The organism is Pseudomonas borbori (assembly GCF_900115555.1).
GTDB lineage: Bacteria > Pseudomonadota > Gammaproteobacteria > Pseudomonadales > Pseudomonadaceae > Aquipseudomonas > Aquipseudomonas borbori.
Genome location: NZ_FOWX01000013.1, coordinates 109,884 through 134,880, shown reverse-complemented (window position 1 = coordinate 134,880; position 24,997 = coordinate 109,884). Strand labels below are relative to the sequence as shown.

Here is a 24,997-nt window from a genome sequence, read left to right as displayed (position 1 = left end):
GCGGCGCGCACCCGTGACGGTTTTTGGTGCGCGCGGCGCACCCTACGAGAGAGATTGCCATGACCCTCGCCAAACGCATCATCCCCTGCCTCGACGTGGACAACGGCCGCGTGGTCAAGGGCGTCCAGTTCGAGAACATTCGCGACGCCGGCGATCCGGTGGAGATCGCCCGCCGTTACGACGAGCAGGGCGCCGACGAGATCACCTTTCTCGACATCACCGCCAGCGTCGACGGCCGCGACACCACCCTGCACACGGTCGAGCGCATGGCCAGTCAGGTGTTCATCCCGCTGACCGTGGGCGGCGGCGTGCGCAGCGTGCAGGACATTCGTAACCTGCTCAATGCCGGCGCGGACAAGGTCTCGATCAACACCGCGGCGGTGTTCACTCCGGAATTCGTCGGCGAGGCGGCTGCACGCTTCGGTTCGCAGTGCATCGTCGTCGCCATCGACGCGAAGAAAGTCTCCAAGCCCGGTGAACCCCCGCGCTGGGAAATCTTCACCCATGGCGGGCGCAAGCCCACTGGGCTGGATGCGGTACTCTGGGCGAAGAAGATGGAAGACTTCGGCGCCGGTGAGATCCTCCTGACCAGCATGGATCAGGACGGGGTCAAAAGCGGCTACGACCTGGGCGTCACCCGTGCCATCAGCGAACTGGTCGGCATCCCGGTGATCGCCTCCGGCGGCGTCGGCAACCTCGAGCACCTGGCCGCCGGTATCCTCGAGGGCAAGGCCGATGCGGTACTGGCGGCGAGCATCTTCCACTTCGGCGAATACACGGTGCCCGAGGCCAAGGCCTACCTGGCCAGTCGCGGCATAGTGGTGCGCTGACGGCCGAAGCTGAGAGCGAGTCGACAGCGCCCGTCGGCGCGCTGCGCTAGTGTGTCGGCTGGCGCAGGTAAATACATAAAAGCGTCATTCCAGGTCTTGCAGTGGACTGCAGGGCTGCATTCTCCGGGGTGCGACTGGGCGCAGATGGCCGGGCTGAGTATGCTGCGGCGTCCTGCCATTACCGGAATTAAGAGTATGCACATGCACAAACGCCTGCTGTTTGCGCTGGCCGGCGCCATATTCGGGCTGGCCGCCGGCGCTCACGCTGAACTGGCGCCGGACTACCGCGTGGTGTTGCTTACCGAGAACTTCCCGCCTTACAACATGGCGAGCAACGGCAAGAACTTCGCTCAGGAAGACAATCTTGACGGCATCGCCGTGGATATCGTACGCGAGATGTTCAAGCGTGCCGGGATCGACTACAGCATGACCCTGCGCTTCCCCTGGGAGCGCATCTACAAGCTGGCGCTGGAGAAGCCGGGGTACGGAGTGTTCGTCACCGCGCGGCTGCCCGAGCGTGAGGCGCTGTTCAAATGGGTCGGCCCGATCGGCCCGGATGACTGGGTGCTGCTGGGACGAGGCGACAGCAACATCAGCCTGACCAGCCTGGAGCAGGCCAAACAGTACAAGGTCGGCGCCTACAAGGGCGATGCCATCGCCGAGCACCTGGTCGAGCAGGGGCTGCAGCCGCTCACCGTATTGCGTGACCAGCAGAACGCCAAGAAGCTCATGGCCGGGCAGATCGATCTGTGGGCCACCGGCGACCCCGCCGGGCGTTACCTGGCGAAACAGGAAGGTGTCTCCGGGCTGAAAACCATCCTGCGTTTCGACAGCGCCGAGTTGTACCTGGCGCTCAACCAGGACGTGCCCGACGAGGTGGTACAGAAGCTGCAGGTTGAGCTGGAGCGGATGCGCAGCGAAGGCTTTGTCGATGACATCCTGAGCCGCTATCTGTAAAACGGGACTCAGCAGGCTGGCCACGAGCCGGGCTGTCGCTAGCCATAATCACCACCCATGCGAGCGGGAAGACTAATGTTGAAAATCATAAAAAGCAGTCTGTTGTTCGGCCTTCTGTTCAGTGCCTGCGCGGCCCATGCCGAGTTGCCCTATGGCTACAGGGTGGTGCTGCTGACCGAGAATTTCCCGCCGTTCAATATGTCGGTCGACGACAAGAACTTCGCCCGTGACGACGGTATCGACGGGATCAGCGCCGAGATCATCCGGGCCATGTTCAAGCGCGCCAATATCGATTACAGCCTGAGTCTGCGTTTTCCCTGGGATCGGCTGTACCGCCTGACCCTGGACAAGCCCAACTATGGCTTGTTCTCCACCACCTTCACCCCGGAGCGCCAGCCGCTGTTCAAGTGGGTGGGGCCGATTGCCAACACCGGCTGGGTGCTGCTGGCCGCGCCAGGCAACAACCTCAGTGTGGCGAGCCTGAAGGAGGCTGGGCAATACAAGGTCGGCGCCTACAAGAACGATGCGGTCAGCCAGCACCTGGAAAGCCAGGGGCTGCAGCCGATCAATGCGCTGCGTGACCAGCAGAACGTGCAGAAGCTGATCAAGGGGCAGATCGACCTGTGGGCCACCACCGATCCGGTCGGCCGCTATCTGGCCAAGCAGGAAGGCGTCAGCGGCCTGACCACAGTGTTGCGTTTCAACGAGGCCGAACTCTACCTGGCGCTGAACAAGGACACCCCGGACGAGGTGGTGCAGCGCCTGCAGAAGGCGCTGGACGAGCTGCGCAGCGAAGGCTTCGTCGAGGAGATGACCAACAGTTATCTGTAGTTCCAAGTGTTAAGAAAGCCCGGCCCTGAGTGATCAAGGCCGGGCTTTTGCTGGTTATATGTACGCTTGTTGGGCTGTGATGAGCCACCTGTAGGAGCGGGCCATGCCCGCGATGCGTTTCGCGGGCATGGAACTGGGCGTCCCCCCCCCCCCGCTCCTACAGAATCTGCTTAATGCAGCAGATGGACTCAATCGCCGCGGGTGACGCTCAGGCCCTTGAGCAGGTTGAGCGCCTGGCTCAGTTGGTAGTCGTCATCCTGTGGGCGGGCCGGCTGGCCGGTTTTGCTCTGGCTGGGCCTGTCCGCGCCGCCGTTGCCGTTGCCCAGGTGCCCCTGCAGGTCGGCTTCCTTGATATTTTCATCGTCCTGCTCGCGGGTCAGCTTGGCGCGCGCCACTTCGATGTCCGGCACTATGCCCTGAGCCTGGATCGAGCGGCCATTGGGCGTGTAGTACAGCGCGGTGGTGAGTTTCAGGGCGCGGTCGTTGTTCAGCGGCAGCACCGTCTGCACCGAGCCCTTGCCGAAGCTGTCGGTGCCCATCAGCACGGCGCGTTTATGATCCTGCAGGGCGCCGGCGACGATTTCCGAGGCCGAAGCGCTGCCGCCATTGATCAGGACCACCAGGGGCACGCCTTCGCTGGCATCCGCAGGGTCGGCTGAGAAGCGCAATTCGGAGTTGGCGATGCGCCCTTCGGTGTAGACGATCAGACCCTTCTTGAGGAAGTGGTCGGATACCTCGACCGCGGCCTGGAGGACACCACCGGGGTTGTTGCGCAGATCCAGTACCAGGCCGCGCAGCTTCTTGCCGTTGTCCTTGCGCAGCTTGTTCAAGGCCTTGCCGACTTCCTCGCCGCTGTTGACCTGGAACTGGGTGATGCGCACATAGCCGTAGCCGTCGTCGAGCAGCTGGCTCTTGACGCTCCTGACCTTGATCACCGCCCGGGTCAGCTCCACGTCGAAGGGTTTGCCGCCCTCGCGCACCAGGGTCAGGAGGATCTTGCTGCCGGCTGCGCCGCGCATCTTGTCCACTGCTTCGAGCATCGACAGGCCCTTGGTCGGCTGGCCGTCGATCTTGACGATCAGGTCGCCGGGCTGGATTCCGGCCTTCGAGGCCGGGGTGTCGTCGATCGGCGATACCACCTTGACGAAGCCATCCTCCATGCCGACTTCGATGCCCAGGCCGCCGAACTCGCCGCTGGTGCTCTCCTGCAGCTCACGGAAGGCTTCGGGGTCGAGGTAGGCGGAGTGCGGGTCGAGGTTGCTGAGCATGCCCTTGATCGCGTTTTCCAGCAGGGTCTTGTCGCTGACGGGTTCGACATAGGCCGCCTTGATGCGATCCATGACCTCGGCGAAGGTGCGCAGTTCGTCCAGCGGCAGCGGCGCCTTGTCATTCGCGACGGCCGTCGCTGGCGGCGCTTCGGCGGCCTGCAACAGAGGGGCGCCGCCGAGCAGGGCGATAGCCAGGGCCAGACAGGTGAGGCGAGACGGATGCGGCATGTCGAACTAACTCCTAGAGAGGTGAGCGCAGCGCTTATCCTTGCGTGCGACACCATTGTGCAGGGTCGCTGGGGCGGCCCTGCTGGCGAATCGCGAAATACAGCGCGGGAGTGTCTTGCCCGCCGCTGGTGCCGACTGTGGCGATGGGCTCGCCGGCATTGACCAGGTCGCCGGCGTCTCTGAGCAAGCTCTGGTTGTGTCCGTACAGGCTCAGGTAGCCATTGCCATGATCGAGAATGACCAGAAGCCCGGCGCCGCGCAACCAGTCGGCGAACACCACGCGGCCGCCATGCACGGCACGCACCTGGCTGCCGGCACTGGCGCCGATCAGTACGCCGTCCCACTTGGTCCGCGCGTCGGCGCCGCGCGGGGTGCCGTAGCGGGCGACCAGGCGGCCATCGACCGGCCAGGGCAACTTGCCGCGCGCCTGGGCGAAAGGCCCGCCATGGCCGCTGCCGGTGCTGACCAATGGGCCGCTGCCCGGGCTGCTGGCGGCTGCGGTATTGTTGCGCTGTTGCTCGCGCGCGGCGATCAAGGCCCGTTGTCGGGCCTGTTCGGCTTCCCGCGCCTGGCGGGCCAGGGTTGCCTCGATGGTCTTCAGCACCCGGGCCAGTTGCGCCTGCTCCTGCTGGCGGGCCTTGAGCTTGTGGTCGCGGGCGGAATATTCCTGGTTGAGTTTGCCCAGGGCCAGCTGGCGCTCCTTGCGCGCCTCGGCGAGTCGCTCGGTGCGAGCGTCCAGGCTGCTTTTCTGTTCCAGCAGTTGGTTCTGCTGCTTGACGATGTCCTGCTCGACGTTGGCCAACTGGCGCAAGGTTTCGTTGAACATGGCCAACTGCGCCATGCGCGCTTCGCTGAGGTAGTCGTAATAGGTCAGGGTGCGCGAGAATTTTTCCGGATTCTGTTGATTCAGCAGCAGCTTCAGGTACTCCTGGCGGCCGCTCTGGTAGGCGGCGCGGGCCTGAATGCCGATCAGTCGTTGTTGCTCGAGGCGTGCGTCATGGAGTTTTTTTTTCTCCTGGTCGAGGCGCCGGATTTCCTCTTCGCCGTCTTTCAGGCCTTTTTGCAGCTCCTTGACCTGCTTTTCCAGCTCGCCCATTTCGGTTTCGGTCTTGCGCAGGTCTTTCTGCACCCCGGATTTTTCCTGCTGCAACTGCTCCAGCAACTTCTTCAGCTCGGCCACATCGCTGCGGGCGGCTTCCAGCTGTTTCTGGGCGTCGGCTTTCTCGTCGGCAAAGGCCGGAGTCAGCAGGCAGGCGAGGAGCATCAGGGCTAGGAGGCGAAACATGGTACTGGCGACACCTGGGCGGGAGACGGGCTTAGTATGCCTAAAAATCCGGCGGCAAGCTGCAAGATGCGTTGACCGCTCGGCGCGGCTGTCAGTCCCGGGGTTGCAGGGTTGTTGGGCTTCGCAGGGCTCGGCCCAACCTATGCGGGCTAGTGTCGTGTCAATCCTGAAATGCCGGATCACTGTAGGGTGGGTGGGGCCGCCCAGGTTAGCGGCGCGGATCAGGCACCGCCATCGTGGCGCGCCGCGTAACCCACCAGGCGATATGCCTGCGTTGCGCTGATGGTGGGTTACGGCGCAACGGATCTTGCTGGTTCATTGCTATCGGCAGCGTGCGCCTAACCCACCCTACAGGGATCGCGGTACATGGATGAGACCGCGATTGACAGACATTTCAACGTTGTCGTGACACTACTTCAGCTGAATGATGCTGGTGCCAGTCATTTCCTGCGGGATCGGCAGGCCCATCAGGGTCAGCATGGTCGGTGCCACGTCGGCCAGCACGCCGCCTTCGCGCATGCTCAGCGGGCGCTTGCCGACGTAGATGAAGGGCACCGGTTCGCAGGTATGGGCGGTGTGCGCCTGGCCGGTGCAGACATCCTCCATCTGCTCGACGTTGCCGTGGTCGGCGGTGATCAGGGCTTCGCCGCCGACCTTGTCCAGCGCCGCGACTATGCGCCCGACGCAGCTGTCCAGGCATTCCACGGCCTTGACCGCAGCGGCGAACACGCCGGTGTGGCCGACCATGTCGCCGTTGGCGTAGTTGACCACGATCACGTCGTAACGCTGTTGCTCGATCGCCTCGACGATCCGGTCGGTGACCTGCGGAGCGTTCATCTCGGGCTGCAGGTCGTAGGTGGCGACGTTCGGCGACGGAATCAGGATGCGCTCCTCGCCCTCGAACGGCTCTTCGCGTCCGCCGGAGAAGAAGAAGGTGACGTGGGCGTACTTCTCGGTTTCGGCGATGCGCAGCTGGGTCTTGCCGTTCTTCGCCAGGTATTCGCCGAGCACGTTGGTCAGGCTGGCGGGGGCGAAGGCGCTGGGCGCCGGAATGTTCGCGGCGTACTGGGTGAGCATGACGAAGCCGGCCAGTTGCGGCAGGCGCGCGCGCGGGAATTCCTGGAAATCGGCTTCGACGAAGGCGCGGGTCAGTTCGCGGGCGCGGTCGGCGCGGAAGTTCATGAACACCACGGCGTCGCCGTCTTCCACCTTGACCGGCTGGCCGAGGGTGGTGGCCTTGACGAACTCGTCGTTCTCGCCGCGAGCGTAGGCGGCCTGCAGGCCTTCGAGCGCGTTGGGGGCGTTGAACTGGCCCTGGCCGTCGACGATCAGGTTGTAGGCCTGCTCGACGCGATCCCAGCGGTTGTCGCGGTCCATGGCGAAGTAGCGGCCGATCAGGCTGGCGATGCGGCCCTTGCCGAGCCGGGCGAAGGTGCTGTCGAGCAGTTCGATGGAGGCCTGGGCGCTTTTCGGCGGGGTGTCGCGGCCGTCGAGGAAGGCATGCAGGTAGATCTTCTCGGCGCCGCGCTGGGCGGCCAACTCGGCCATGGCGACCAGATGATCCTGGTGGCTGTGCACGCCGCCGTCGGACAGCAGGCCGAGGATGTGCACGGCCTTGCCGGCGCTCACCGCCCTATCCACCGCGCCGCTGATCGCCGGATTGTCGAAGAACTCGCCGTCGCGGATGGCCTTGGTCACCCGGGTGAAGTCCTGGTACACCACGCGGCCAGCGCCGAGGTTCATGTGGCCGACCTCGGAATTGCCCATCTGCCCGTCCGGCAGGCCGACGTCCATACCTGAGCCTGAGATCAGGCTGTGCGGCTGGGTGGCGCGCAACTGGTCGTAGACCGGAGTGCGGGCGGCATGGATGGCGTTGTATTCGGTGCTGTCACTGTGACCGAAACCGTCGAGAATGATCAGGACCAAAGGTTTGGGCGTGGCGCTCATTAATCTGGCTCGCTGTGCATGAAGGGCAAAAAGGCCGGGCATTTTAAGGCCTGGGGGTGGATCCGTCACGGCAGGGCGGGGTGTGGCCGACCTGTGGGGCTGTGTATACTGCCGGGATTTTACCGTCCCGGAACCACCACATGCTTGCCAATCTGATTGAATTTGCCACTACCCACTATGTATTGAGCGGATTGTTCGTTGTTCTGCTGGCGTTGCTGATCTTCACCGAGCTGCGCAAAGGCGGGCAAAGCCTGAGCAGCCGCGAGCTGACCGCCCTGATCAACAGCGAGCAGGGCCTGGTGCTGGATGTACGCGGGCAGAAGGACTTCTCCGCCGGCCATATCGTCGGTGCCCTGCACATCCCCTATGAAAAAGTCGCCAGCCGCATCGCCGAGCTGGAAAAGCACAAAGCCAAGACCCTGGTCGTGGTCGATGCCATGGGCCAGCACGCCGGAACGGTCAGCCGTGACCTGAAGAAAGCCGGTTTCAACGCGGCCAAGCTGTCTGGCGGGATTGCCAGCTGGCGTGGCGACAACCTGCCACTGGTGAAGTGATATGCCTGCCGTCGTCATTTATTCCAGCGATTGGTGCCCCTATTGCATGCGCGCCAAGCAGTTACTGGCCCATAAGGGCGTGAACTTCGATGAAATCAAGGTCGACGGCCAGCCCGAGCTGCGCGCGGAGATGACCCGCAAGGCGCAGCGGACCTCGGTGCCGCAGATCTGGATCGGTGGCAGCCATGTTGGTGGCTGCGACGATCTGTATGCCCTGGAGCGCGCGGGTAAGCTGGATGCGCTGCTCGAGGCTTAGTACTCTCCTTTTTCTACTCAGTACCCACGACAAGAAGGCTTTGCCATGACTGAACAAGCTAGCAACGGCGCCGCCGCCCAGGGCGAACAGAATCCGCAGTTTTCCCTGCAGCGCATCTATGTCCGCGACCTGTCCTTCGAGGCGCCGAAGAGCCCGGAAATTTTCCGCAAGGAATGGACGCCGAGCGTTGCCCTGGACCTGAACACCCGGCAGAAGTCGCTCGATGGCGACTTCCATGAAGTGGTGCTGACCCTCTCGGTCACCGTGAAGAATGGCGAGGAAACTGCCTTCATCGCCGAAGTCCAGCAAGCCGGGATCTTCCTGGTCAAGGGCCTGGACGCCGCTTCCATGAGCCACACCCTGGGCGCGTTCTGCCCGAACATCCTCTTCCCGTACGCGCGCGAAACCCTGGACAGCCTGGTGGTGCGTGGCTCCTTCCCGGCTCTGATGCTGGCGCCGGTGAACTTCGACGCGCTCTACGCGCAAGAGCTGCAGCGCATTCAGCAGCAGGCCGGCGAGCAGGCTCCGGCTCACTGAGGCAGCGCGGCTGTCTGGAAAACGCCCTACGGGGCGTTTTTTATTGGATCTGTCCCAATAGCGTGTTGCGTTCGGCTGTCGTCACTAAGTTTGAGATGGCCTAGGTCCGTAGGGTGCGCGGGGCCGTCTAGGCCGTGCGTACCAGTGATTCGTCGCCTGCGTTGGTGCGCACGGCGCACCCCACCCATTGCCGCCTCTGCGAGAAGGGTTCAGGTCTGAACCCCCCATGCAACACATCATTGGGACATGGCCTTTTATTGGCAGGACGGCATGGCGCCGTTGCCTCAGGCGGGCATGGCAAAGTCCTGCTGGCGCCAGGCCTCGTAGACCGCCACCGCCACGGTATTGGACAAATTCAGGCTGCGACAGCCTGCGCGCATCGGCAAGCGCAGGCACTGCTCGGCGGGCAGGCCATCACGGATGTCCTGGGGCAGGCCACGGCTTTCCGGGCCGAACAGGAAGGCGTCGCCGGGCTGGTAGCGCACCTGGTGATAGAGCTGGGCGCCTTTGGTGGTGAAGGCGAAGACACGCGGCTGGCCGAGACTCTCCAGGCAGCTGGGCAGATCCGCATGGCGCTGCAGGCTGGCGTACTCGTGGTAGTCGAGGCCGGCGCGGCGCAGGCGCTTGTCGTCCAGCTCGAAGCCCAGCGGCTCGATCAGGTGCAGGTGGCAGCCGCTGTTGGCGCAGAGCCTGATAATGTTGCCGGTATTCGGTGGAATTTCCGGTTGAAAGAGGATCACGTGAAACATGCTCGGCTCCAAGCCTGAAGACGCTCGGCATTCTACTCCTGATCCGGGTCCGCGGCCGCGTCCCTGGGTGCGGGTGATTGGCTCCCTGGCGCTGTTCGGTTTTCTGATCGGCCTGATGATCGGTCGCTTGCTGCAGCCCGACCCGCTGCGGCTGGCCAGTGTCGAGGTGGCGGAGCAGGGGTTGCAGCTGTGGTTCAACGTCGAGCCGAAGGTGCGTGCCGGTCATATCGAGGGGGCGTTTTTCCTGCGGGTCGAGAGCCTGGGCCGCGAGCAGCAGGGGCAATTGCGTCTGCAGGGCAAGGTGGTCAATTGGCGGCTGCGGCGCGAGGGGCGGGACTTGCTGTTGCGCGTGGTGGCGGTCCGCCCGCTGCGCGGCGAGTGGCACGCCGAGGAGCTGGACGGGCGCTGGCGGCTGAGGGTCAGCCTGGTCTACGAATAAAAGAGGGGAATCCCCGGCCTGCCTGTACCAAGGTCCCCGAAACTGGGATTGCTTAAGCATATGCAGACTGTGTGCCAGTTTTATTACGATGCTTGCAGGGCTTGAAAATACTGGGCTTCAGCCCTTTTGCCAGGCTACCCGATGAGCAGCTTGGTGAGTCTTGGCGGTGCAGGGCGCACGGATGGTGCATTGTCAGGGCGCAAATCCGCAGGCCATCAACCGCGCAAGCTGTGGCAGACCCTGCGTGGAAATGACCGTGGCTGCGTAGGAGATCCCCCCGTCGTTCAGACGCCGTGCTGTCGCGCAGCAAATTGGAGGCAATTGTGCCTAGCGGCTTGTGGGTACCTGTGGGAGGGGCCGGGCGGCGTTCCGCTTTAGCCGCGATGTTTTTTGTGGGGGCTCCGAAAGCTTTCGCGGCTAAAGCCCCTCCCACAAGGAATGTCGTACCCATAAAATCAATGACATACAGCTTGTTTGATGGGAGCGGCGGTAACCGCCGATTTCGCAGATAGGCCCGCTCACGCAGGAATGCCGATAGCCTTCTAACCGGGCACATGGCCAATGAAAAACGGGCCAGCGGCCCGTTCTTGCATATCCAGCTGGTGTTCAGCTGTCGTCGCTGTCGTCGTCGTCGTCGGCGCTGTCGACTTTCATGCCCAGTTCCTTGATCTTGCGGGTCAGGGTGTTGCGGCCCCAGCCCAGCAGCAGGGCGGCGTCGCGGCGGCGGCCGGCGGTGTGCTTGAGCGCGGTTTCGATCATGATCCGCTCGAAGGCCGGTACGGCGCTGTCGAGCAGGTCGGACTGGCCGCGGCCCAGGGCCTGGTCGGCCCATTGGCGCAGGGCTTGCTCCCAGTTGCTCACCGGGGCGCTGTCCTGCGGCTGGCTGAGCAGTTCCGGGGGCAGGTCGTCGATATGCACCTCGCGCCCTGAGGCCATCACGGTGATCCAGCGGCAGGTGTTTTCCAGCTGGCGCACGTTGCCCGGCCACGGCAGGTTGCGCAGATAGCCCTCGGTCTCGCTTTTCAGCAGCTTGGGCTCGACCGCCAGTTCCAGCGCGGCGCGGGCGAGGAAGTGGCGGGCCAGGGTCGGGATGTCTTCGCGGCGGTCGGCCAGGCGCGGGATGTGGATGCGGATCACGTTGAGGCGATGGAACAGATCCTCGCGGAACTTGCCGTCCTGCACCAGGGTTTCCAGATTCTGGTGGGTGGCGGCGATGATCCGCACGTCGACCTTGACCGGGGTGTGGCCGCCGACCCGGTAGAACTCGCCATCGGCCAGCACGCGCAGCAGGCGGGTCTGGGTGTCGGCCGGCATGTCGCCGATTTCGTCGAGGAACAGGGTGCCGCCGTCGGCCTGCTCGAAGCGCCCGCGACGCTGGTTGGCGGCGCCGGTGAAGGCGCCTTTTTCGTGGCCGAACAGCTCGGATTCCATCAGGTCTTTGGGGATCGCCGCCATGTTCAGTGCGATGAACGGCGAGGCGGCCCGCGGGCTGTGGCGGTGCAGGGCGTGGGCGACCAACTCCTTGCCGGTGCCGGATTCGCCGTTGATCAGCACGGTGATATTGGAGTGGGAGAGCCGGCCGATGGCGCGAAACACCTCCTGCATGGCCGGCGCCTCGCCGATGATTTCCGGGGTGCGCGGCTGCTCGACGGGCGTCTGCAGACCTTGCTGCTCCTGCGCGTGCTGATAGGCGCGCTTGACCAGGGAGACCGCTTCATCGACGTCGAACGGCTTGGGCAGGTACTCGAAGGCGCCGCCCTGATAGGACGCCACTGCGCTGTCCAGGTCGGAATGGGCGGTCATGATGATGACCGGCAGGCGCGGGTACAGCTCGCGGATCCGCGCCAGCAGTTCCAGGCCGCTGGAGCCGGGCATGCGGATGTCCGAGACGATCACGTCCGGCTGCTGGCGGCTGAGGTGGCCGAGGACGCCGTCGGCGCTGTCGAAGCTCTGGGTGGTCATGCCTTCCTGTTGCAGGGCTTTTTCCAGCACCCAGCGGATGGAGCGGTCGTCGTCGACGATCCATACGGTTTCACTGCGACTCATGACGGCGTTACTCCTTGTTCAAGCGGCAGGAAGATCGAGAACACGGTGTGACCAGGATGGCTCTCGCACTCGATCAGGCCCTGATGCTGACTAATGATGTTCTGGGTGATCGCCAGGCCCAGCCCGGTGCCGTCGGCACGCCCGCTGACCATGGGGTAGAAGATGGTGTCCTGCAGTTCGGCAGGGATGCCGGGGCCGTTGTCGATGATTTCCAGGCGGGCCACCAGGCGATGGCGGATATGGCCGATGGTGAATTGACGCAGGGTGCGGGTGCGCAGGGTGATGCGGCCCAGGCGCAGTTCGTTCTGCGAGCCGATGGCCTGCATGGCGTTGCGCACGATATTGAGCACGGCCTGGATCATCTGCTCGCGATCGATCAATACGTCGGGAATGCTCGGGTCGTAATCGCGCACCAAAATGATGCTGCCCTGGCTTTCCGCCTCGATCAGGCTGCCGACCCGCTCCAGCACCTCGTGCACGTTGGCCAGCGCCAGCGCCGGCAATTTGTTCGAACCGAGCATGCGGTCGACCAGGTTACGCAGGCGGTCGGCCTCTTCGATGATGACGTTGGTGTAGTCCTTGAGGTCCTCGTTCGGCAGTTCGCGGGCGAGCAACTGGGCGGCGCCGCGAATGCCGCCGAGCGGGTTCTTGATCTCGTGGGCCAGGCCGCGCACCAGCATCTTGGTGGTTTCCTGCTTGGACAGCTGCGCCTCTTCCTTGGTGATGCGCAGCAACCGGTCGCGTGGGTGCACCTCCAGCAGCAGCAGGGTTTCGCCGCGATTGAGGATCGGCGTCACCGCGTAATCGACGGTCAGGGTCTGGCCGGTGACGGCGGTCAGCACGGCCTCGCGTTTGTTGAACGGATGCGCCTCCTCGACCGCCTGGCGCAGGGCGCTCAGGGCCTCGCTCGATTCGGTGAACAGCTCGCTGATGAATTGTCCGTGGCTGCGCTGGCCGCTGACGGCCAGGAGCATTTCCGCCGCCGGATTCATGTACTCGAGGCGCAGGTCGGCGTTGAGCAGCAGGGTGGCGGTGGTCAGGTTGTCGAGCAGCAGGCGGTGCAGTGCGTCATTGATAGTCATATATGGGCTCAGCTGAGGTTGCGCCGTGAGCCGCGTTGCTGCGCCAAACGGACCACCGTCGCGGCCGTGACGAAATGTCAGCGGACCTTAAGGCTTCCGGCAATGCAGCAGGAAAATGCAAGAAGCAAACCAAAGCCCCGAAAAGGCCCGTGGAATAAGCCGGGGCGGCGACTTGGGGGCGTTTCGGTTCGGTGCTCGGGAGGCTGAGCGAACCAAAACAGGGAAAGCATAGTCCGTGATACGGCGTAGCGCACCAATATGGTGCGACAGCTTCGCCTAAATAAAGGGCACGAAGGGAATATCTTTCTTTTCCGCTGGTTTGTCCTTGAGTGGGCATTCCGCGCGCACGCCGTAATCGCCTTTCTTGCAGGGTTTGACCAGGCGTTTCTGCGCCAGGGAGATGCGCAGCATGTGCAGTGGCTGGCTCGGGGTGCGCTCCAGGATGCGGCCCTGGCTGTCGATGATTTCCACTGCCAGTTGATGGGTGCCGCGGTCGATATTCTCCAGCGAAAAAACCGGGCTGCGTCCGCTTGTGCCTGCCGCCTGGCCATCGAGCAGCAGGCGAAAGCTGTGTCCGCTGTGCAGTGCCGGCTCGCTGGTGGCGGTGACGATCAGGTTGCCGGCGCTGTCGCGGATGGTCACGTCGGGCTGCGGCAGCAGAATGCGCAGCATCTGGTAGGACGGTGCAGGTGTTCGGGGTTCTGCCACGGGCGCTGGGGTTGTGCTGGCGGGCAAACTCATGTTGTTGGTTGGAGGCAGTTCGATGCGTTCGGCATTGTCGCTGGCGGGGCGGTCGGTGAAAACGCGGTTGCCGTCCGCGTCGACGTAGGTATAGACCTGGGCGGCGGCCGGCAGGCCAGCCAGGAGCAGGCAGAGCAGCAGGCCGCGCATGGTCAGGGTGCCGGTTTTGGAGTTGGCGGCGGTGGCGGCGGGCGCAGTGCCGGGCTGCCGGTATTGACCCGCTGCACGGTGAAGCTGACGCTGGCGCTCTGTTGGATCGGCTGATCGCCGCTCAGTACCTCGACCGCCAGGCTGTGCTCGCCACGGTCGATATTGGTCAACTGCAGGCGCGGCACATTGCTCGGCTGGCCGTAGGGCTGGCCATCGAGCAGCAGGCGCAGGCGGTGGCCGGTCGCCAGGCGTGGCTGCAGTTCGACTCCGACGCTGAAGGTGCCGTCGTTCGCGCGCAGGGCTTCAGCGCTGGGCAGGTCGGTGAGTTGCAGGGTGCTATAGGGCGCTGTCTGCTCGTCCTCGTGGCTGCCGCTGGGCGGTACGCTCGGTGCGGACATCTCCACCGTGTTGGTGGTTGGCAGCTCGATGCTTTGTGCCGCCTGGCCTTCCGGTGGCTGGTCGGTAAACACCGTGTTGCCGTTGGCGTCGGTGTACTTGTAGATCTGTGCGCTGGCCGGCACGGCCAGGACCAACAGCAGGCAGGTGAGTATTCGGCGCATGGCCAGACTCCCGGTGGATGTAGGGCTAAGACTTGCATTGGCGGGGCGCGCTGGCAAGGGCGCTGGTGTGGCAATTAGGACTGGCGCAACAAATTGGCTGCTCGGCGCAAGCGTTCGCTGAGCGGCCACAAAAAAGGCCACCCGAAGGTGGCCTCTTGTCTTGCCTGCAGGCTTAGACGCTGTAGTACAGGTCGTATTCCAGCGGGTGAACGAAGGTGCGCACCTTGATTTCTTCTTCGCTCTTCAGCTCCAGGTAAGCGTCGATGAAGTCGTCGGAGAACACGCCGCCCTTGGTCAGGAAGGCGCGGCCCTTGTCCAGCTCTTCCAGGGCTTCTTTCAGGCTGCCGCAGACCTGCGGGATCAGCTTGCCTTCTTCCGGCGGCAGGTCGTACAGGTTCTTGTCGGCGGCATCGCCCGGGTGGATCTTGTTCTGGATGCCGTCCAGGCCGGCCATCAGCAGTGCTGCGAAGGCCAGGTACGGGTTGGCAGCCGGATCCGGGAAGCGTGCCTCGATGCGGCGGGCTTTCGGGCTGGACACGTACGGGATACGGATCGAGGCCGAACGGTTGCGTGCCGAGTAGGCCAGCATGACCGGCGCTTCGAAGCCCGGAACCAGACGCTTGTAGGAGTTGGTCGACGGGTTGGTGAAGCCGTTCAGGGCCTTGCCGTGCTTGATGATGCCGCCGATGAAGTACAGGGCGGTATCGGACAGGCCGGCATAGCCTTCGCCGGAGAAGGTGTTCTTGCCGTCTTTGCTGATCGACATGTGCACGTGCATACCCGAGCCGTTGTCGCCATACAGCGGCTTGGGCATGAAGGTAGCGGTCTTGCCGTAGGCGTCGGCGACGTTGTGTACGCAGTACTTCAGGGTCTGAACTTCGTCAGCCTTGGCCACCAGGGTGTTGAACTGCACGCCGATTTCGTTCTGACCGGCAGTCGCCACTTCGTGGTGGTGCACTTCGATGACCAGGCCCATTTCTTCCATGGCATTACACATGGCAGTACGGATTTCGTGGTCGTGGTCGAACGGCGGAACCGGGAAGTAGCCGCCTTTGACGCCTGGACGGTGGCCCTTGTTGCCGCCTTCGACGTCCTGGTCGGACATCCAGGAACCTTGTTCGGAGTAGATCTTGAACATCGAGCCGGAGATGTCCGACTTGAACTTCACTTCGTCGAAGATGAAGAACTCGGGCTCCGGGCCGACGAATACGGTGTCGCCGATACCGGTGGACTTGAGGTATTCCTCGGCGCGCTTGGCGATCGAGCGCGGGTCGCGGTCGTAGCCCTGCATGGTGCTCGGCTCGATGATGTCGCAGACCAGGATCAGGGTCGGTTCTTCGGTGAACGGGTCGAGTACGGCGGTTTCGTCGACCGGCAGCAGGATCATGTCGGAGGCTTCGATGCCTTTCCAGCCATGTATGGAAGAACCATCGAACATCTTGCCGATTTCGAAAAAGTCTTCGTCCAGGGCATCGCGTGCCGGCATGGTCACGTGGTGCTGTTTGCCCTTGGTGTCGGTGAAGCGCAGGTCAACCCACTTCACGTCGTGTTCTTTGATCAGTTGAATCGACTTCGACATGCTGTCCTCCAGGTGGATAAGGCTCTGAATGGTGAGCCCTCGATAATAGGGTGCGGCCGGGCGCGATAGTCCGCCAGGATAACCTGCCTCACAAGAGAGCAAATTGCATGCCAGTGCACAAGAATGGGTTAAGCGGCTGAAACTCAAGGGTGGCGAGGCCTGCGAATCACCGGGGCGATGTTTTGCGCACCAAAATGGACCTTATCGCATTATTGCTGCACTAATAAGGTGCATTTATCTGGGTGGCGGTATTTTTGGTCAAAGCTTGCACAATTTCCGCTATAATCCGCGCCCCTGTTTTTTAGCCGTCTCGGCATGCGCCGTTTTAATGAAACTGATCGTTAAAGTCTTTCCAGAAATCACCATCAAAAGCCGGCCGGTGCGTAAGCATTTTATCCGGCAATTGGCGAAGAACATCCGCTCGGTGCTGCGCGATCTCGATCCGCAGCTGCTGGTCAGCGGTGTGTGGGACAACCTGGAAGTCGAGACCCGGGTCAGCGAGGCGAAAACCCTGCAGGCGATGATCGAGCGGCTCAGCTGCACGCCGGGCATCACCCATTTCCTCCAGGTCGACGAATACCCGCTGGGCGACTTCGACGACGTGCTGGATAAATGCAAGCTGCACTTCGCCGACAAGCTGCCGGGCAAGATCTTCGCCGTGCGCTGCAAGCGTGCCGGCAAGCATGCGTTCAGCTCCATGGATGTCGAGCGCTATGTCGGCAGCCAGTTGCGCCAGCAATGCGGCGCCGCCGGAATCGACCTGAAGCAGCCCGAAGTCGAAGTGCGCATGGAGATCCGCGACCAGCGCCTGTTCGTCATCCATAACCAGCATCAGGGCCTGGGCGGTTACCCGCTGGGTTCGCTGGAGCAGACCCTGGTGCTGATGTCCGGCGGTTTCGATTCCACGGTCGCCGCCTATCAGATGATGCGCCGCGGTCTGGTCACCCATTTCTGCTTCTTCAACCTCGGCGGCCGTGCCCACGAGTTGGGCGTGATGGAAGTGGCCCATTACCTGTGGCAGAAGTTCGGCCGTTCCCAGCGCGTGCTGTTTATCAGCGTGCCCTTCGAGGAAGTGCTCGGCGAGATTCTCGGCAAGGTCGACAACAGCCAGATGGGCGTGATCCTCAAGCGCATGATGCTGCGCGCCTCCACCCATATGGCCGAGAAGCTGGAGATCAACGCCCTGGTCACCGGCGAGGCGATTTCCCAGGTCTCCAGCCAGACCCTGCCCAACCTCTCGGTGATCGATTCGGCCACCGACATGCTGGTGCTGCGCCCGCTGATCGCCAGTCACAAGCAGGACATCATCGACACCGCCAGCGCCATCGGCACCGCCGAGTTCGCCAGGCACATGCCGGAGTATTGCGGCGTGATCTCGGTGAACCCGACCACCCGGGCGAAGAAAGAACGCATCGAACATGAGGAGCGTCAGTTCGATATGGCGGTTCTCCAGCGTGCCCTCGAGCGCGCGACCTTGCTGCCGATCGACAAGGTGATCGACGAGCTGGGCAAGGACGTCAAGGTCGAGGAAGTCAGCGAGGCCCTGGCCAGTCATGTCATCATCGACATCCGTCACCCGGATAACGCCGAAGAGCAGCCGCTAGAGCTGCCCGGTATCGAAGTGCAAACGCTGCCGTTCTATGCCCTGAACAGCCGTTTCAAGGAACTGGATGCCAATCGCCAATACCTGCTGTATTGCGACAAGGGCGTCATGAGTCGTTTGCATGCCCACCACCTGCTTAGCGAGGGGTATGCCAATGTGCGCGTTTATCGTCCGGCATAAGACGCCCGGGTTGAATGGCGGCAGCATCCGCCATCGCCCTCCCGACCTGCAGGCGGGGTAAAAGCCGCTGCGCTTTTGCACCGTCTGGCCGAATTCGTATTTAGTTAATATCCGCCGCGTAGACTATGCGGCAAACCGAATCCTCTGATCGAGATACACCAGTGATCGAAAATCTACGCAACATCGCCATCATCGCCCACGTCGACCACGGTAAGACCACCCTGGTGGACAAGCTCCTGCGCCAGTCCGGCACCCTCGAGCGCAACGAGCTCAACGATGAGCGCGTGATGGACAGCAACGACCAGGAAAAAGAGCGCGGTATCACCATTCTGGCGAAGAACACCGCGATCAACTGGAACGGCTACCACATCAACATCGTCGACACCCCCGGCCACGCCGACTTCGGCGGTGAAGTCGAGCGCGTGATGTCGATGGTCGACTCGGTGCTGCTGCTGGTCGACGCCCAGGACGGCCCGATGCCGCAAACCCGCTTCGTGACCAAGAAGGCCTTCGAAGCCGGCCTGCGTCCGATCGTGGTGATCAACAAGGTCGACCGTCCGGGCGCGCGTCCGGACTGGGTGCTGGATCAGATCTTCGACCTGTTCGACAACCTCGGCGCCACCGAAGAACAGCTGGACTTCAAAGTCGTCTACGCCTCGGCCCTGAACGGCATCGCCGGTCTGGATCACACCGACATGGCCGAAGACATGACCCCGCTGTACCAGTCGATCGTCGACAACGTGCCGTCCCCTCAGGTCGATATCGACGGTCCGTTCCAGATGCAGATCTCGGCACTGGATTACAACAGCTTCCTCGGCATTATCGGTGTGGGCCGTATCGCCCGTGGCCGCGTCAAGCCGAACACCCCGGTGGTCGCCATCGACGCCGAAGGCAAGAAGCGCAACGGTCGCATCCTCAAGCTGATGGGTCACCACGGCCTGCACCGCATCGATGTTGAAGAAGCCACCGCCGGCGACATCGTCTGCGTCAGCGGCATGGACCAGCTGTTCATCTCCGACACCCTGTGCGACATCAACAACGTCGAGGCGATGAAGCCGCTGACCGTCGACGAGCCGACCGTATCCATGACCTTCCAGGTCAACGATTCGCCGTTCTGCGGCAAGGAAGGCAAGTTCGTCACCAGCCGCAACATCAAGGAGCGTCTGGACAAGGAGCTGCTGTACAACGTGGCCCTGCGTGTCGAAGAAGGCGACAGCGCCGACAAGTTCAAGGTCTCCGGCCGTGGTGAGCTGCACCTCTCGGTACTGATCGAAACCATGCGTCGCGAAGGCTTCGAAATGGGCGTTGGCCGTCCGGAAGTAATCATTCGTACGGTCAACGGCGTCAAGCAGGAACCCTTCGAGAACGTCACCATCGACACCCCGGAAGAATCCCAGGGCAAAGTCATGGAAGAGATGGGCCTGCGCAAGGGCGACCTGACCAACATGGTGCCGGATGGCAAGGGCCGTGTGCGTCTGGAATACAACATCCCGGCTCGCGGTCTGATCGGTTTCCGCAACCAGTTCCTGACCCTGACCAACGGTGCTGGCATCCTGACTTCGATCTTCGATCGTTACGACACCATGAAGTCCGGCGACATGTCCGGTCGTCAGAACGGCGTACTGGTCTCCATCGATACCGGCAAGGCCCTGACCTATTCCCTGGAAACCCTGCAGGCGCGCGGCAAGCTGTTCGTCGAGCACGGCCAGGAAATCTACAACGGTCAGATCGTCGGCCTGAACAGCCGCGACAACGACATGGGCGTCAACCCAACCAAGGGCAAGAAGCTCGACAACATGCGTGCTTCGGGTAAAGACGAAACCATCGCCCTGGTGCCGCCGGTTCGCTTCACCCTGGAACAGGCGCTGGAGTTCATCCAGGACGACGAGCTCTGTGAAGTGACGCCGAAGTCGATTCGTCTGCGCAAGAAGATCCTCGACGAAGGCGAGCGCAGCCGCGCCGCGAAGAAAGCCAAGGCCTGATCCTAAGGCCCGCTGACTGAAAAGCCCCCGCCAGCGTGAGTTGGCGGGGGCTTTTTTGTGACTGTCGCAGAGCCCCGGCGCTTGTTGTCGACGTCCGTCGGCTGGTCATTCCTTTCGCTGACTGAATATTTTCTGTGCCTGTGATGTGTCATGCAGGCGTCTCTCTGGGTAAGCATCGGACGGGCTTCTATACTGCCGCCACCTGGCATTGCCTGGACGCGCGGGATTGCTGGTTTATCTGATTGGGAACGCACTGCATGCAATGGATCTTCATGCTGGTCGGGCTGGTGCTGGGGGCTCTGGTTGCGGAGTCGCTGACGGGTGCGCTGTTGGCTGGCTTGGTCGGCCTGGCTGTGGCCCAGGCGCTCAAGCTCAGGGAACTGCAAGCACGCAACGCCGAGCTGGCGAAGCAGCTGAAAAGCCTTGGCGAGCGCTTCGAGCAGGGTACCCAGGCCATCCATGCGCGGCTGCTCAAGGTCGAGGCGCAGTCTGCGGCGGCGGATGAGACGCCAGCGGCCGGGGCGGCGGCGGCCGAGATGGCGCCCGTTGCCGCCGAGGCTGCAGCCGAGGCGGAACTGACCTGGGAGCTGCCGCCGGAGATTCTCGCGCAAGCCGAACCCGAGCCTGCGCCGGGCAGTCGCGACGCATGGACCCGGGCGGCGGAGCAACCAGGTGCCGCGCCCGCTCCGCGCAGGCAGGCAAAGCCACGCGAACCTTCGCTGCTCGAACGCGCCATCGCCCGGGCCCGCGCCTGGCTGTTCGGTGGCAATACGGTGCTGCGCGTCGGCGTGCTGCTGCTGTTTCTCGGCCTGGCCTTCCTCCTGCGCTACGCCACCGAAGGCATGGTGGTGCCGCTGCAACTGCGTTACGCCGGGGTTGCGGCCAGTGCCATCGCCTTGCTCGGCCTGGGCTGGTGGTTGCGCCTGCGCAACCCGAACTACGGCCTGATGTTGCAGGGTGCGGGCATTGCCGTGTTGTACTTGACGATCTTCGCCGCGATGCGCCTGCATCCGCTGCTCGCGCCGGCGCAGGCGTTCGCCCTGCTGTTGCTGGTGACCCTCTGCTCGGCGATTCTGGCGGTGACGCAGAACGCCCTGGGGCTGGCGGCCGCGGCTGCGCTCGGCGGCTTTGCCGCGCCTATCCTGACCTCGACCGGCAGCGGCAACCATGTCGCGCTGTTCAGCTATTTTGTCCTGCTCAACGGCGCCATCCTGGCCATCGCCTGGTTCAAGACCTGGCGCCTGCTCAACCTGATCGGCTTCGTCGGCACCTTCGGCATCGGTTTCGCCTGGGGCCTGCGTTCCTACACCCCGGAATTGCTGGGCAGCACCGAACCGTTCCTGTTGCTGTTCTTGCTGATGTACGTGGCCATCGGCTTGTTGTTCGCCCGGCGCAAGCTGGGCGAGGCCGGAGCGGCGCCCGAGGGTCGCGCTGAACGGCTGCGCTGGGCGGCGCGCCAGGGCGATTATGTCGATGCGACCACGTTGTTCGGTCCGCCGCTGGTGGGCTTCGGCCTGCAGTTCGCCCTGGTGCAGCACCTCGAGTTCGCCGCCGCCTTCAGCGCGCTGGCGCTGGGCTTGTTCTATATGGGCCTGGCGCTGCTGCTGGCCAGGCGTACGGAAGGCCGCGCCCTGCTGCTGGTGGAAACCTGCCTGGCACTGGGGGTGGTGTTCGCCAGCCTGACGATTCCCCTGGGCCTGGATGCGCGCTGGACCTCGGCCGCCTGGGCGGTGGAAGGGGCCGGTATCTTCTGGCTGGGGTTGCGTCAAGGGCGCCGCCTGGCCCGCGCCTTTGCCCTGTTGTTGCAGGCGGGCGCGGCGCTGGCCTTCCTCGGCGAGCTGCGCCCAGGGTCGGACAGCCTGCTGGCCGGCCCGGCGCTGGGTGCGCTGATGCTCGGCGCGGCCTTGCTGTTCAGTTTCTACAGGCTGCGCCAGGCGGGTGAAGAGCAGACCTCGGCCTGGGAGCGGCGCGGCTTGCCGGTGTTGGCCTGCGCCGGTTTGGCGTTTCTCTACCTGCTTGCGCCGTTGTGTTTCAACGCCGAGGCCACGGCGATCAGCTGGGCCCTGGCCGGGCTGGTCACCCTGTTCATCGGTCTGCGCCTGCAGTCGCGGACTTTCCTGTTCAGCGCCTTTGCCGTGCAGTTGCTCGGCGGTGCGCTGTTCCTGTTGCAGTTGGATGCGGCCTCGGGCATCGGCTCCGGGGCGTATGGCGCCGGTTGGCGAGGCTTGCTGAGCGCCTCGCTGATCGGCCTGGCGCTGATCGGCGGCATGTTGCTGGCGGCGTGCGATCGCCAGGTCAGCCGCGATAGGCGGCTGATGCGCGGGCTGTCGGCGGTCCTGCTGATCGGCCTGCTGTTCGTCAATCTGGCGGTGCTGTTCGTCCTGCCCTGGCAGAGTGCCAGCGCGGTCTGGGGCGCTAGCGGCTTGTTGATCGTCTGGCTCAGCCTGCAGTTGCAGCAGTGCGCCGGTTTCGTCTTCGGCCTGTTGCTGCAGGTGTTCGGCGGCCTGTCCTTCCTGGTCGCCAGTCCGCTGCTGTTCGCCCCGCTCGGCAGCGAAGGCCTGCGCCCGCTGGCCCATGCCGGGTTCTGGACCCCGGCGGTGCTGGCCATCGCCGCCCTGATCGGCGCCTGGTGCCTGCAGCGGGTGGCGCGTCGCGAGCAGGGCAGTGCGCTGCCAGCCTTGAGTCTGCAGCGCTTGTCGCAGCTGTTGCTGGTCTGGGGCGGTGGCTGGTGGGCGCTGAGCCTGGCCGGCGAAATCCTCCGCCTCGCCGCGCCCGCGCTGCAGGCGCCGCTGTTGCTGCTGGGCGCGGCCCTGAGTGTGGCGCTGTGGCTGCTGGTTGCCGTGCGGGTGCAGTGGCGGGCCATGGCGCTGTTGTGCACATTGTTGGTGCCGGTGGCCGCGGTCATCCTGCTGTCCGCCTGGCACCTCGAGTATCACCCGCTGGCGGACTTCGGCTGGCTCGGCTGGGGCGCGCTGCTGGCCGTGCATCTGCTGGCGCTGCGGCGCCTGGGCGATCTGCTGCCGGCCGGGGCGCTGAGCGCCGCCCATGTGCTGGGCTGCTGGCTGATCCTCGGGGTGCTGGCTCTGGAACTGCGCTACCTGCTTTATCTGCTGGCGCAGCACTACAACGCCTGGCGCTGGCTGGGTTGGGCGCTGCTGCCGAGCCTGTATCTGCTGCTGATGGCGGCGCCGCGGCAGTGGCCCTGGCCGGTAGCGGCCTATCCACGCGAGTACCGCCTGTGGGCCGCGACGCCGCTGGCGCTGTCGATGCTGGCCTGGTTCTGGCTGGCCAATATCGCCAGCGATGGCGCCGCCGAGCCTTTGCCTTATCTGCCTCTGCTCAACCCGCTGGAGCTGGGTTTGCTGATCAGCCTGTTCGCGCTTTTCCAGTGGCTGCGCAGCGCCCTGGCGCAACTCGGTCTGGCAACTGTGCTGCGCGGCCAGTTGCCCCAGCTGCTGGCCGGCGTTTCGCTGTTTGCCCTGCTGACGGCGGCGGTGTTGCGTGCGGCCCACCATTGGGGCGGGGTGCCCTACCAGCTGCAGGCGCTGCTCGAGTCGATGCTGGTGCAGGCGGGCTTGTCCATCGTCTGGACCCTGATCGCCCTGCCGCTGATGATCGTCGGCCACCTGCGTGGCCGGCGCGAGCTGTGGCTGGTCGGCGCGGCCCTGATCGGCGTGGTGGTGGCCAAGCTATTCTTCGTCGAGCTGGGCAACCAGGACGGCCTGGAGCGCATCGTCTCCTTTATCGGCGTGGGCGTGTTGCTGTTGATCGTCGGCTATTTCGCGCCGCTGCCGCCCCGGCAGTCGGCGCCCGCAACTGAGCAGGTGCAGGCATGAGTGGGTTGATCGGTGTGCGTGGCTGGCTGTTGGCGTGGCTGGCCCTGGTTGCGCCGCTGGCGCTGGGGCAGGAAAACCTCGGTGACTATGCCGTCCAGGTGCCGCTGAGCCTGAGTGGCGAGGGCCCCTGGTATCGCCTGGAACTGCCGATGGCCGTGCATCTGGCCGCGCGTCACGCCGACCTGCGTGACCTGCGGGTGTTCAACGGCGATGGCGAGGCGCAGGCCTATGCCCTGATCCAGGGCGGTGCCCGCGAGCGCGAGACGCAACAGGACAGCGCGGTGAAGTGGTTCCCCCTGCGTGGCCCGCTGCATGCCGAGCAGAGCCCCGGCGTGCGGGTGCGGCGCAGCAGCGGCGGCACCCTGGTCGAGGTGCTGGACGACGATGCGCCGCATGCCGCTGAAGAGGTGCTGCGCGGCTGGTTGCTCGACACCAGCGGCATAGAGGCGCCGCTGCACCAACTGATTCTCGATTGGAGCGCCGAGCGCGAAGGCTTCCAGCGTTTCAGCATCGAGGCCAGCGATGACCTGCAGCACTGGCGGGCCTGGGGCGAAGGGCAGATTGCCCGACTGTCGTTTGCCGACGAGCGCATCGATCAGCGCGAAGTGCGCCTGCCGGGCCAGTCAGCGCGTTACCTGCGCCTGCTCTGGAGCAGTCCCCGGCAAGCGCCGCAGCTGTTGTCCGCGCGGCTGCTGAGTGGCGGCGGCGACAGGCCGGCGGCCCTGAGCTGGTCGGCTGATCTGTCGCCGAGCAGCGCCAAGGCCGGCGAGTACCGCTGGGACCTGCCCCTGGCGCTGCCGCTGCAGCGTGTGCGGGTCGAACTGGCCGAGGCCAACACCCTGGCGCCGGTGAGCGTCACGGGTCGGCGCGAGGGCAAGGTGCAGTGGCAGCCACTGGCGCGCGGCCTGCTCTACCGTCTGCCGCAGGATGGCCAGGAGGTGCTGCAGGATGAGCTGGAGCTGCACGGCGTGCCAGTGCAGCAGTTACGCCTGCGGGTGGATGAGCGCGGCGGCGGCCTGGGCAGTGCCGCGCCGAGCATCCGGGTCGGCATCCGCGCGACCCAGCTGGTGTTCCTCGCCCGCGGCGCACCGCCCTATGTGCTGGCCACCGGCAAGGCGACGGGCAGCGCGGCGAACCTGCCGCTGAGCACCCTGATACCCGGCTACGACGATCAGCGTTTGGCAGCCCTGGGCGTGGCGACCGCGGCGCCCCTGCTCGAGGCAACTGCAGGCACCGGGCAGGCGCCAGGCCGGGACTGGCAGCGCCTGGGGCTGTGGGCCGTGTTGCTCGCCGGGGTCGGCCTGCTGCTGCTGATGGCCTGGAGCCTGTTGCGCGCCAGACCCAGCGCATCCTGAGG

Annotated in this window: 20 protein-coding genes; 11 read left to right on the top strand and 9 right to left on the bottom strand. The window is 64.3% G+C overall.

Translation table 11 applies throughout. The features are described from left to right. Nucleotides 1–59: 59 nt before the first annotated feature. From hisF to BM315_RS12005, 3 genes are all read left to right on the top strand, one after another. Nucleotides 60–830 carry an imidazole glycerol phosphate synthase subunit HisF gene (hisF, locus tag BM315_RS12015; protein ID WP_090501216.1) on the top strand — a complete coding sequence of 257 codons (771 nt, stop codon included), beginning with the start codon at nt 60–62 and terminating at the stop codon, nt 828–830. Nucleotides 831–1,031: 201 nt separating this feature from the next. Continuing rightward, complete coding sequence (locus BM315_RS12010) at nt 1,032–1,787, top strand: substrate-binding periplasmic protein (RefSeq protein ID WP_090501262.1); 756 nt, start codon at nt 1,032–1,034, stop codon at nt 1,785–1,787. 75 nt (nt 1,788–1,862) lie between these two features. Continuing rightward, a complete protein-coding gene (locus tag BM315_RS12005) occupies nt 1,863–2,618 on the top strand; it encodes a substrate-binding periplasmic protein (RefSeq protein WP_090501214.1) in 756 nt (251 codons plus the stop codon). Nucleotides 2,619–2,806: 188 nt separating this feature from the next. Here BM315_RS12005 and BM315_RS12000 read toward each other — a convergent pair whose 3' ends face one another. The 3 genes from BM315_RS12000 to gpmI all read right to left on the bottom strand — a co-directional run bounded on the left by BM315_RS12000 (nt 2,807) and on the right by gpmI (nt 7,346). Beyond that, nucleotides 2,807–4,114, bottom strand: coding sequence for a S41 family peptidase (locus tag BM315_RS12000; protein ID WP_090501212.1), 1,308 nt, complete (start codon nt 4,112–4,114; stop codon nt 2,807–2,809). 34 nt (nt 4,115–4,148) lie between these two features. Beyond that, nucleotides 4,149–5,399 carry a murein hydrolase activator EnvC family protein gene (locus BM315_RS11995; protein ID WP_090501210.1) on the bottom strand — a complete coding sequence of 417 codons (1,251 nt, stop codon included), beginning with the start codon at nt 5,397–5,399 and terminating at the stop codon, nt 4,149–4,151. Between the two features lie 411 nt (nt 5,400–5,810). After that, complete coding sequence (gene gpmI / locus BM315_RS11990) at nt 5,811–7,346, bottom strand: 2,3-bisphosphoglycerate-independent phosphoglycerate mutase (protein WP_090501209.1); 1,536 nt, start codon at nt 7,344–7,346, stop codon at nt 5,811–5,813. A gap of 140 nt (nt 7,347–7,486) precedes the next feature. Here gpmI and BM315_RS11985 point away from each other — a divergent pair, with 140 nt between their 5' ends. From BM315_RS11985 to secB, 3 genes are read left to right on the top strand one after another with little or no spacing between them, the layout of a single operon-like run. Continuing rightward, on the top strand, nt 7,487–7,900 hold the full coding sequence (locus tag BM315_RS11985) for a rhodanese-like domain-containing protein (protein WP_090501207.1): 414 nt from the start codon (nt 7,487–7,489) through the stop codon (nt 7,898–7,900). A 1-nt stretch (nt 7,901) separates the two neighbouring features. Continuing rightward, nucleotides 7,902–8,156 (top strand): glutaredoxin 3, encoded by a 255-nt coding sequence (gene grxC / locus BM315_RS11980; RefSeq protein WP_090501204.1) that lies wholly within the window; start codon nt 7,902–7,904, stop codon nt 8,154–8,156. A 45-nt stretch (nt 8,157–8,201) separates the two neighbouring features. Then, nucleotides 8,202–8,693: a protein-export chaperone SecB gene (gene secB, locus BM315_RS11975; protein ID WP_090501203.1), complete on the top strand. Its 492-nt coding sequence runs from the start codon at nt 8,202–8,204 to the stop codon at nt 8,691–8,693. 284 nt (nt 8,694–8,977) lie between these two features. Here the strand turns inward: secB and trmL are convergent, their stop codons facing one another. After that, nucleotides 8,978–9,442: a tRNA (uridine(34)/cytosine(34)/5-carboxymethylaminomethyluridine(34)-2'-O)-methyltransferase TrmL gene (gene trmL / locus BM315_RS11970; RefSeq protein ID WP_090501201.1), complete on the bottom strand. Its 465-nt coding sequence runs from the start codon at nt 9,440–9,442 to the stop codon at nt 8,978–8,980. Here trmL and BM315_RS11965 point away from each other — a divergent pair. Beyond that, on the top strand, nt 9,441–9,881 hold the full coding sequence (locus BM315_RS11965; protein ID WP_090501200.1) for a hypothetical protein: 441 nt from the start codon (nt 9,441–9,443) through the stop codon (nt 9,879–9,881). The two genes, trmL and BM315_RS11965, sit on opposite strands and share 2 nt — an antisense overlap. 606 nt (nt 9,882–10,487) lie before the next feature. Here the strand turns inward: BM315_RS11965 and ntrC are convergent. The 5 genes from ntrC to glnA form a co-directional block, all read right to left on the bottom strand. Then, nucleotides 10,488–11,927 carry a nitrogen regulation protein NR(I) gene (gene ntrC, locus BM315_RS11960; RefSeq protein WP_090501199.1) on the bottom strand — a complete coding sequence of 480 codons (1,440 nt, stop codon included), beginning with the start codon at nt 11,925–11,927 and terminating at the stop codon, nt 10,488–10,490. Beyond that, nucleotides 11,924–13,009: a nitrogen regulation protein NR(II) gene (glnL, locus tag BM315_RS11955; protein WP_090501197.1), complete on the bottom strand. Its 1,086-nt coding sequence runs from the start codon at nt 13,007–13,009 to the stop codon at nt 11,924–11,926. Before glnL ends, ntrC begins: the two co-directional genes overlap by 4 nt. 276 nt (nt 13,010–13,285) lie before the next feature. Next, nucleotides 13,286–13,900, bottom strand: a complete 615-nt coding sequence (locus BM315_RS11950) for a DUF4124 domain-containing protein (RefSeq protein ID WP_090501195.1) — start codon at nt 13,898–13,900, stop codon at nt 13,286–13,288. Nucleotides 13,901–13,902: 2 nt separating this feature from the next. Then, a complete protein-coding gene (locus tag BM315_RS11945) occupies nt 13,903–14,460 on the bottom strand; it encodes a DUF4124 domain-containing protein (protein WP_090501193.1) in 558 nt (185 codons plus the stop codon). 172 nt (nt 14,461–14,632) lie between these two features. Then, nucleotides 14,633–16,039 carry a glutamate--ammonia ligase gene (gene glnA, locus BM315_RS11940; RefSeq protein ID WP_090501191.1) on the bottom strand — a complete coding sequence of 469 codons (1,407 nt, stop codon included), beginning with the start codon at nt 16,037–16,039 and terminating at the stop codon, nt 14,633–14,635. 328 nt (nt 16,040–16,367) lie between these two features. Between glnA and thiI the strand changes: the two genes are divergently transcribed. From thiI to BM315_RS11920, 4 genes are all read left to right on the top strand, one after another. Further along, a complete protein-coding gene (gene thiI, locus BM315_RS11935; protein ID WP_090501189.1) occupies nt 16,368–17,822 on the top strand; it encodes a tRNA uracil 4-sulfurtransferase ThiI in 1,455 nt (484 codons plus the stop codon). Nucleotides 17,823–17,983: 161 nt separating this feature from the next. Next, nucleotides 17,984–19,804 (top strand): translational GTPase TypA, encoded by a 1,821-nt coding sequence (typA, locus tag BM315_RS11930; protein WP_090501186.1) that lies wholly within the window; start codon nt 17,984–17,986, stop codon nt 19,802–19,804. 257 nt (nt 19,805–20,061) lie between these two features. Next, nucleotides 20,062–23,640 (top strand): DUF2339 domain-containing protein, encoded by a 3,579-nt coding sequence (locus BM315_RS11925; RefSeq protein WP_090501184.1) that lies wholly within the window; start codon nt 20,062–20,064, stop codon nt 23,638–23,640. Next, a complete protein-coding gene (locus tag BM315_RS11920; protein WP_090501183.1) occupies nt 23,637–24,995 on the top strand; it encodes a DUF3999 domain-containing protein in 1,359 nt (452 codons plus the stop codon). Before BM315_RS11925 ends, BM315_RS11920 begins: the two co-directional genes overlap by 4 nt. Nucleotides 24,996–24,997: the final 2 nt, after the last annotated feature.

Excerpts from the sequence above, each read along its gene's own strand:
- thiI (WP_090501189.1), top strand. The coding sequence starts at position 16,368 with ATGAAACTGATCGTTAAAGTCTTTCCAGAAATCACCATCAAAAGCCGG.
- BM315_RS11920 (WP_090501183.1), top strand. The coding sequence starts at position 23,637 with ATGAGTGGGTTGATCGGTGTGCGTGGCTGGCTGTTGGCGTGGCTGGCC.
- BM315_RS11965 (WP_090501200.1), top strand. The coding sequence starts at position 9,441 with ATGCTCGGCTCCAAGCCTGAAGACGCTCGGCATTCTACTCCTGATCCG.
- secB (WP_090501203.1), top strand. The coding sequence starts at position 8,202 with ATGACTGAACAAGCTAGCAACGGCGCCGCCGCCCAGGGCGAACAGAAT.
- gpmI (WP_090501209.1), bottom strand. The coding sequence starts at position 7,346 with ATGAGCGCCACGCCCAAACCTTTGGTCCTGATCATTCTCGACGGTTTC.
- grxC (WP_090501204.1), top strand. The coding sequence starts at position 7,902 with ATGCCTGCCGTCGTCATTTATTCCAGCGATTGGTGCCCCTATTGCATG.
- BM315_RS11945 (WP_090501193.1), bottom strand. The coding sequence starts at position 14,460 with ATGCGCCGAATACTCACCTGCCTGCTGTTGGTCCTGGCCGTGCCGGCC.
- ntrC (WP_090501199.1), bottom strand. The coding sequence starts at position 11,927 with ATGAGTCGCAGTGAAACCGTATGGATCGTCGACGACGACCGCTCCATC.
- BM315_RS12010 (WP_090501262.1), top strand. The coding sequence starts at position 1,032 with ATGCACAAACGCCTGCTGTTTGCGCTGGCCGGCGCCATATTCGGGCTG.
- trmL (WP_090501201.1), bottom strand. The coding sequence starts at position 9,442 with ATGTTTCACGTGATCCTCTTTCAACCGGAAATTCCACCGAATACCGGC.
- glnL (WP_090501197.1), bottom strand. The coding sequence starts at position 13,009 with ATGACTATCAATGACGCACTGCACCGCCTGCTGCTCGACAACCTGACC.
- BM315_RS11950 (WP_090501195.1), bottom strand. The coding sequence starts at position 13,900 with ATGCGCGGCCTGCTGCTCTGCCTGCTCCTGGCTGGCCTGCCGGCCGCC.
- BM315_RS11985 (WP_090501207.1), top strand. The coding sequence starts at position 7,487 with ATGCTTGCCAATCTGATTGAATTTGCCACTACCCACTATGTATTGAGC.
- BM315_RS11925 (WP_090501184.1), top strand. The coding sequence starts at position 20,062 with ATGCAATGGATCTTCATGCTGGTCGGGCTGGTGCTGGGGGCTCTGGTT.
- hisF (WP_090501216.1), top strand. The coding sequence starts at position 60 with ATGACCCTCGCCAAACGCATCATCCCCTGCCTCGACGTGGACAACGGC.
- glnA (WP_090501191.1), bottom strand. The coding sequence starts at position 16,039 with ATGTCGAAGTCGATTCAACTGATCAAAGAACACGACGTGAAGTGGGTT.
- BM315_RS12005 (WP_090501214.1), top strand. The coding sequence starts at position 1,863 with ATGTTGAAAATCATAAAAAGCAGTCTGTTGTTCGGCCTTCTGTTCAGT.
- BM315_RS11995 (WP_090501210.1), bottom strand. The coding sequence starts at position 5,399 with ATGTTTCGCCTCCTAGCCCTGATGCTCCTCGCCTGCCTGCTGACTCCG.
- BM315_RS12000 (WP_090501212.1), bottom strand. The coding sequence starts at position 4,114 with ATGCCGCATCCGTCTCGCCTCACCTGTCTGGCCCTGGCTATCGCCCTG.